General features: G+C 65.8%; 7 protein-coding genes. 4 read left to right on the forward strand and 3 right to left on the reverse strand.

All coding sequences use genetic code 11. The features are described from left to right. Positions 1-8 precede the first annotated feature (8 nt). Positions 9-626 carry a LuxR C-terminal-related transcriptional regulator gene (locus ACFYOW_RS30520; protein ID WP_387293519.1) on the reverse strand — a complete coding sequence of 206 codons (618 nt, stop codon included), beginning with the start codon at positions 624-626 and terminating at the stop codon, positions 9-11. Next, the gene (locus ACFYOW_RS30525; protein ID WP_387293520.1) at positions 623-2,050 is read right to left on the reverse strand and encodes a histidine kinase; all 1,428 of its coding nucleotides are present in this window, start codon (positions 2,048-2,050) and stop codon (positions 623-625) included. Before ACFYOW_RS30525 ends, ACFYOW_RS30520 begins: the two co-directional genes overlap by 4 nt. 130 nt (positions 2,051-2,180) lie before the next feature. On the opposite strand from ACFYOW_RS30525, the gene ACFYOW_RS30530 reads away from it, so the two are divergent. Both ACFYOW_RS30530 and ACFYOW_RS30535 read left to right on the forward strand, forming a co-directional pair. Next, entirely contained in the window at positions 2,181-3,239 is a 1,059-nt protein-coding gene (locus ACFYOW_RS30530) for an ABC transporter permease (RefSeq protein WP_387293521.1), read from the forward strand. 30 nt (positions 3,240-3,269) lie between these two features. Further along, the gene (locus tag ACFYOW_RS30535) at positions 3,270-4,001 is read left to right on the forward strand and encodes an ABC transporter ATP-binding protein (RefSeq protein WP_387293542.1); all 732 of its coding nucleotides are present in this window, start codon (positions 3,270-3,272) and stop codon (positions 3,999-4,001) included. Positions 4,002-4,174: 173 nt separating this feature from the next. Here the strand turns inward: ACFYOW_RS30535 and ACFYOW_RS30540 are convergent, their stop codons facing one another. Then, on the reverse strand, positions 4,175-5,098 hold the full coding sequence (locus ACFYOW_RS30540) for a LysR family transcriptional regulator (RefSeq protein ID WP_387293522.1): 924 nt from the start codon (positions 5,096-5,098) through the stop codon (positions 4,175-4,177). Between the two features lie 141 nt (positions 5,099-5,239). On the opposite strand from ACFYOW_RS30540, the gene ACFYOW_RS30545 reads away from it, so the two are divergent. After that, positions 5,240-6,649 carry an MFS transporter gene (locus ACFYOW_RS30545; RefSeq protein WP_387293523.1) on the forward strand — a complete coding sequence of 470 codons (1,410 nt, stop codon included), beginning with the start codon at positions 5,240-5,242 and terminating at the stop codon, positions 6,647-6,649. A 76-nt stretch (positions 6,650-6,725) separates the two neighbouring features. Continuing rightward, entirely contained in the window at positions 6,726-7,472 is a 747-nt protein-coding gene (locus ACFYOW_RS30550) for a 3-hydroxybutyrate dehydrogenase (RefSeq protein WP_387293524.1), read from the forward strand. The last annotated feature ends 107 nt before the right edge of the window (positions 7,473-7,579 follow it).

The following is a 7,579-nucleotide window of genomic DNA, read 5'->3' on the forward strand; positions in this document are numbered from 1 at the left end:
GCTGCCCTTCAGATGGCGCCTTGTTCGCGGGCGCGTGCGACGGCGGAGGTGCGCGAGCGGACGCCGAGTTTGGCGTAGATGTGCACCAGGTGGGATTTGACGGTGGTTTCGCTGAGGAACAGCTCCTTGGCGATCTCCCGGTTCGAACTGCCGTCGGCCACCAGCCGCAGCACCTCGATTTCGCGTGGGCTCAAAGTGGTGTCGGCGCGGCGAACGCGGATCATCAGTTTGGAGGCCACCGCGGGCGACAGCACGCTCTCCCCGGCCGCCGCCGATCGCACCGCCGCGAGCAGTTCCACCGGCGGGGTGTCCTTGAGGATGTAGCCGCAGGCCCCGGCCTCGATCGCGCTGAGGATATCGGCGTCGGTGTCGTAGTTGGTGACGACCAGGACATTGGGCGGCTGCGCGAGCGAACGCAATTCGGCCGTTGCGTCGACGCCGGAGCGTCCGGGGCCGAAGCTGAGATCCATCAGCACCAGATCGACCGGGGTGGTGGTGCAGAAGGCTATGGCCGCCTCGGCGGTCGGTGCGTCGCCGAGGACGGTGATGTCGGGATTGCTCTCCAGTAGTGCGCGCAGGCCGGCGCGCACGATGGCGTGGTCGTCTGCCAGGAGTAGGCGAATCATGTGCGGGGCTCCCGGTCCGTTGCATTGGGTATGCCCGCGGCGGGCGTGCTGGGCTCGCTCGGCGCGGGCCCGGATTCCGGCGCAGTATGCGCTGCTGTGCCGGTTTCGTCCTGCGCAGTCTCGGATTCCGTTGCGCGCTGTGCCGCTGCGGGCAGGTCCGGGTCGTTCGGCACGGGCGCGGATTTCGCGGGGCTCGTTTCCGCTGTGGATAGGTCCGAATCAGTTGCGGGCAAGCCCGAATCGGCTGTGCCCGAGGCGGATTCCGCGGGGGCGGGCTCCAGTGGAAACGAGACGGTGACGGCGGTGTGGCCGGGCTCCGACTCGACCGCCATTGTGCCGCCCTGCTGTTCGACGCGACTGCGCATAGCGGCCAACCCGAAGGTGCCGGTCGGGGCGCGGTCGAGCACAGCGGGATCGATGCCCAAGCCGTCATCGACAACGTCGAGGTACACATCGGTATCGGCGTAGGTCAGGGTCAATCGCATCCGGCTCGCGCCCGCGTGGCGCACCACGTTCGAGACCGCCCCCTGCGCGATCCGAACAAGTGCCGCCTCGACAGGCATCGGCAGGCGCTCCGGGGTGCCCTCGACGACCATCTGGGTGAGCAGTCCCGGAGCCTCGGCGCGTCGACAGATGCGCTCGAGCGCCTGCGCGAGGCTCTGCCCCTCCAGGGCGGCCGGGGTCAATTCCGCTATCAGCCTTCGGGTTTCGGCCAGATTCTCCGCAGCCGTCTCGCGGGCCAGCCGAATCTGTTGCAGCGCAGGATGATCCGGTGCCGACTGTTCCGCGGCATGCAACAGGAGCTGGATGCTGCTCAAACCCTGCGCGACGGTGTCGTGGATCTCCTGCGCCAGCCGCTCACGCTCGGCCAATTTGCCCGCTGTGCGCTCCCGTTCCGCGAGAGTGGCTCGGGTACTGAGCAATTCGTCGATCAGGCGCTGGCGTTCGGCGGATTCGCGGAACAGCGCCTCGTAGCCGAGCCCGATCCCCACCGCGACGGCCGCGCCGATAATCGGACCGATCGCACCCGCCACCGACCAGCCACGATGCACCCCGAAACCGATCACGGCCACCACCGTGGCCGCACCGACCGCGAGCAGACTCCACGGCCGTGGCAGCAGGTGCAGGTAGAGGAAGAACACGCCGAATGCGAGGTATCCGGCATCGGGGGCGAGCACCACGAGGCCGAGCCACAGCACCGTCAGCGCCGCCAGCCAGATGCGGATCCCCGCCGGGCGGCGACCGACCAGCGCACCGGCGAAGTACACGGCCAGGAATGCCACGGTCAGCGTGACGACGCCGAGCGGATGTCCGGCGCCCGGCAGCAGTGCACGCACCGCGACCACCACGGCCAGCGTCGTCACCAGCACATGCAGCCCCAACCGTAGCGCGGTGAAGACAGGCGTGAACGGCGACGAATGCACGTTGCCAGCTTATGTGCGGCTATCCGGGCGGCATCCATCGAAAGGCGTAAAACACCGACCAACCTTCGATCGGGCCGCATTCCTCCGCGTGCGCGATGGCATGGGAGCCGACGCGCGGCAGGGTGATGGCATGTTCGTCGCACTCCGGGATCTGCGGGCCGCACGCGGCCGTTTTCTGCTCATCACGCTGGTCGTCACCCTGGTGGCGCTGCTGGTGAGTTTCCTGAGCGGTCTCACCGCCGGACTCGCGCACCAGAACATCTCGGCCATCGAGGCGATCCACGCCGATGCCATCGTCTTCGCTGATAGCGGCGCGGATCCCTCCTTCGACGCCTCCGCACTGACCGAGCAGCAGGTCGAGACCTGGCAGGCGTCCGCGGGCTCCGTGGACCCGATCGGCATCAGCCGGGCCGAGGGTGCCGTGTCGGGGCAGGGTGCGACCAAACCCGCCCAGGTCGCACTGTTCGGCACTACCGGAACCGCATTCGGCAACCGCGTCGCAACCGATTCCGGCACCGTCGTCCTCAGCACCGGCGCGGCCAAGGCACTCGATGCCATCACCGGTGACACCGTCACACTCGGCGCGGGCACTTTCCGGGTGGCCGCGGTCGACGGCGACGACTGGTACAGCCACACCCCCGTCGTCTGGATGACGCCCGCCGACTGGCAATCGGTGAGCCCGCGCGGCGGCGCCGCCACGGTGCTCGCGGTATCCGGTGTCCCGAATATGGCCTCCGTCAACGCATCTGCGCATACCACCTCGACCAGCGTCTCCGGATCGCTGTCGGCATTGAGTTCCTACCAGGCCGAAAACGGTTCGCTGACCTTGATGACGGTGCTGCTGTTCGCTATTTCGGCCTTGGTGATCGGCGCATTCTTCACCGTGTGGACGGTGCAGCGCATGCCCGATATCGCGACCTTGAAGGCGCTCGGCGCGACATCCGGCGCACTGGTCCGCGACGCTCTCGCCCAAGCGGCGATCGTGCTGACCGCGGGTGTCGTGGTCGGACTCGGAATCACCGTAGCTGCAGCAACATTCATGGGCGACGCACTGCCTTTCGTACTCAGCGTTTCGACGACCCTGGTTCCCGCGGCTGCTCTGATCCTCCTCGGCCTGCTCGGCGCGGCCTTCGCCCTGCGCTTCCTGTTCACCACCGACCCGCTGACCGCACTCGGTGCGGCCCGCTGACCATCGGAGACCTGCATGACCACCGCGACCATGACGAAAACCGCTCTCACCGTGAGCGAAACAACCCTCACCTACCCGGACGGTGCGGGCCGCCTGACCGCACTGAACCAGGTGAACCTGCACGTCACCGGCGGCACCATCGCCGCAATCACCGGCCCCTCCGGCTCCGGAAAATCCAGCCTCCTCGCCGTCATCTCCACCCTGATCCGCCCCGACTCCGGCCGCATAACCCTCGAAACACCCAACAGCACAGTCGATCTCGCCACTCTCACCCGTCGCGAAGCCGCCGCCCTGCGCCGCTCGTCCATCGGCATCGTCTTCCAACAGCCGAACCTGATCCCCGCCTTGACCGCCGTCGAACAGCTAGAGGCCATGTCCCACCTCGGCCAGCACCTGTTCACTTCCCCCACGCGACGCCGCGAAACCCACACCAAGGCAATGGAATTACTCGACGCCGTCGGCCTTGCCGACCAACACGCCAAACGCCCCGCCCAACTCTCCGGCGGCCAACGCCAACGCGTCAACATAGCCCGCGCCCTGATGAACGACCCGTCCCTCCTGGTCATCGACGAACCAACCAGCGCCCTCGACACCGAACGCGGCACCGCCATAATCGAACTGATCCTCACCATGGCCCGCACCCACCAGGCCGCCACCCTCCTGGTAACCCACGACCACACCCACCTCCATCAAATGAACGCCGTCTACCGCATGATCGACGGCACCCTCACCCTCGACCACGCCACCGGCCAAGCCGCCTGAAACCTGCACGTCCGCTGGCATTTTCCGGTCGGTGGCTACCGTCAATGTGCAGGAATGCCCAGTGTCCTGCACGAAGTGCCCGCGCCGATCAGTGCGGCGAACGAGGCTCGCCGTACTTCCTGGTTCCACCGCTCTAGCGCACGACCGCGGGCTCCACATCGGCTATCGAACGATTACGCCGATAAACCGAGCAGCACATTCCGCTGCTCCCGGACCCGAACCTGAATCGCGTCGACCACCGCCGCCACCTCGGGCCTGCGCAATGTCTCGGTGCGAGTGACGAGCCAATAGGTGAGCCGAACGGAGACTTCCTTCCGAAGCACTCGGATCAGGTCGTCGTGACGATCGGCCATAAAGCATGGCAGCAAGCCGAGCCCCGCGGCCGCTCGGGTCGCTTCGACGTGCACGAAAACATTTGTGGAAGTGACGGATTCACGCATGGCAGGCGCGAAACTAGAGGACAGGTCCAAATCGTCCACTTGCAGCATCGAATCGATGAAGTAAACCAGCGAGTGGCGTGCGAGATCCCCAATGGCCGTTGGTGTTCCGTGTTCGCGGAGATAGTCACGCGAACCGTAGAGCCCGAGACAGTAATCGGCCAACCGAATTGCCCTGGCGCGGTGCACTTGCGGCTCACCGACCACCACTTCGATATCCAGACCCGACCGCTGCTGGGATGCGCGCCGGGTCGCCGCGACGATCTCGACGGCGATCTTCGGATGTCGCCGCTGCACCTCGGCGGCGGCCGGTGCGGCCATATAGGCACTGAATCCGTCGGTCGCCGAAATCCGAACCACACCCTCCAAGACCCGCATGCCATCGGCATCGGTAGCCAGCGACTTGACCGCGGACTCCACCGCCTCCGCCGCCGCCAACGCCTCCCGCCCGAGATCGGTCAGCTCCCATCCACCGGTCACCCGGGTGAGCACCCGACCGCCCAGGGTCTGTTCCAGTGCGGCAATGCGGCGCGAGATGGTGGTGTGGTTGATGCCGAGCTCCTCGGCGGCCGAGACGAAACGCCCGGAGCGCCCGACGGCGAGCAGAACCAGCAGATCATCCGCGCTGGGGCGGCTGGTACCCGAGGCAGGCGGACTCATTTCTGCATTCTTGCAGATAGGCACTGCACAACTGGTCATTGCGGCCGAAGATATGTGCACGAATACTCGTTCTGACCACGAAATGTGGGGGCCGTCACATCTTGTTGTCGGATGTGGCCCCGGTCATGAAGGAGATGTTCGATGAGCGTGCGCGATGCAATGCGGCCGACGGGAAGCGATCCCGGCGGGATACCGGCCGGGCTGAGGCGGGTGGTGGCCGCGTCCATGGCAGGCACTGTGGTCGAGTGGTACGAGTTCTTCCTCTACGGCACGGCCGCGACGCTCGTCTTCAGCAAGGTGTTCTTCGCCAAGGGCACCAGCGACCTCGACGCGATCCTCGCCGCCTTCATCACCTACGCCGTCGGCTTCGCCGCACGTCCGTTGGGCGGCGTCGTCTTCGGACATTTCGGCGACAAATACGGCCGCAAGAAGCTACTGCAATTCAGCCTGGTGCTGGTCGGTGCCGCGACCTTCCTGATGGGCTGTCTGCCGACCTTCGCCCAAATCGGTTATTGGGCACCGACATTGCTGGTGGTCCTGCGATTCATCCAGGGCTTCGCGGTCGGCGGCGAATGGGGCGGCGCGGTACTGCTCGTAGCCGAACACAGTCCGAACAAGAGCCGCGGATTCTGGGCGAGCTGGCCACAGGCCGGGGTGCCGGTGGGCAATATGTTGGCGACGGTCGCTTTACTGGCATTGACCTCGACGCTGTCCGATGCCGCATTCCTGAGCTGGGGTTGGCGCGTCGCATTCTGGTTGTCCGCGGTGGTCGTGCTGGTCGGCTACTACATCCGCACCAAGGTCACCGACGCACCCATTTTCGTTGCGGCGCAGCAGGAAATAGAACAAATCAAGGCCAATTCGCTCAGTGTCGTCGAGGTGCTGCGGCGCTACCCGCGCGGCGTATTCACCGCCATGGGGCTGCGATTCGGCGAGAACATCCTCTACTACCTGGTGGTCACCTTCACCATTACCTATCTCAAGGTGCATGTGCACGTCGACACCAAGGTCATCCTCTGGTGGTTGCTGGCCGCACATGCCGTGCACTTGTTCATGATTCCGTTGGCGGGCAATCTCTCCGATCGCTTCGGCAGGCGACCGGTGTATCTGGTCGGCGCGCTCACCGCGGGCACCTGGGGGTTCTTCGCCTTTCCGATGATGGACAGCGGCCACAACGCGATCATCATGTCCGCGATCATTATCGGCCTGGTATTCCACGCCTTCATGTATGCGGGACAGCCCGCGATCATGGCCGAGATGTTCCCGACCCGGATGCGGTATTCCGGTGTTTCCCTCGGTTATCAGGTCACCTCGATCGTGGCCGGATCGCTCGCCCCGATCATCGCCGTGCGCTTGCTCAATACCTTCGGGTCCGCGGTACCGATCGCCCTGTATTTGGCTGCGGCCGCGGCGATTACCGCGATCGCCGTCCTGTTCGCCCGCGAAACGAAGGGCATCACGCTGGAAAGCATCGACAGTGCCGACGCGGAAACCCTTGCCACGCAGACCCCGGCAGCGCGGGTCGAACCCCTACGAGCGGAGCTCACATGAGCGAGCGCAGCGAGCGAACAATCAACACAGCGACAAGGTCGGTCATGCCGGAGCCGAGCGCCAGCGAGGTGCAGGCATGAGTGACCTGAACGGACGTTCCGCCCTGATCACCGGCGGCGCCAGCGGCATCGGCGCCGCCTGCGCCAGAGAACTCGCGGCACGCGGCGCAACCGTCACCATCGCCGATATCGATGACGTGACCGCGAAGGCACTCGCAGGTGAGATCGACGGAAAAGCCTGGGCCATAGATCTCCTCGACGTCGCCGCCCTGGAACAACTCACCCTGGACGTGGACATCCTGGTGAACAATGCCGGTGTACAGAGCATCAACCCGATCGAAGACTTCCCACCGGAACGATTCCGGAACCTGATGACCCTCATGGTCGAAGCGCCGTTCCTGCTCATCCGCGCGGCACTGCCGCAGATGTATCGGCGGGGCTTCGGCCGGATCATCAATCTGTCCTCGGTGCACGGGTTGCGCGCATCCGAATACAAGGTCGCGTATGTGACGGCCAAGCACGCACTCGAGGGCCTGTCCAAGGTGACCGCGCTCGAGGGCGGTCGCCACGGTGTCACCAGCAATTGCGTAAATCCCGGCTATGTCCGAACGCCGCTGGTGGACAAGCAGATTGCCGATCAGGCCAAGGCGCACGGCATCGACGAGCAGGAGGTGCTGGAGCGGGTGCTGCTCACCGAGAGCGCGATCAAGCGCCTGGTGGAGCCGCAAGAGGTTGCGTCACTGGTGGGTTGGCTCGCCTCGCCGAATGCGGGCATGGTCACCGGCGCCTCCTACACCATGGACGGCGGGTGGACCGCGCGGTGATGCTGTGTTCGATTGGCCGCGCCTTCGGCGCGGCGTGTTCGCGGCCCCCTGGTGTCTCGCGTCCGAGCCGTCGAGACTCGCGCCTGCGGCGCATGCGCTTCGACGAC

Origin of the sequence: Nocardia sp. NPDC006982 (genome assembly GCF_042869435.1) — a bacterium.
Lineage (GTDB): Bacteria > Actinomycetota > Actinomycetes > Mycobacteriales > Mycobacteriaceae > Nocardia.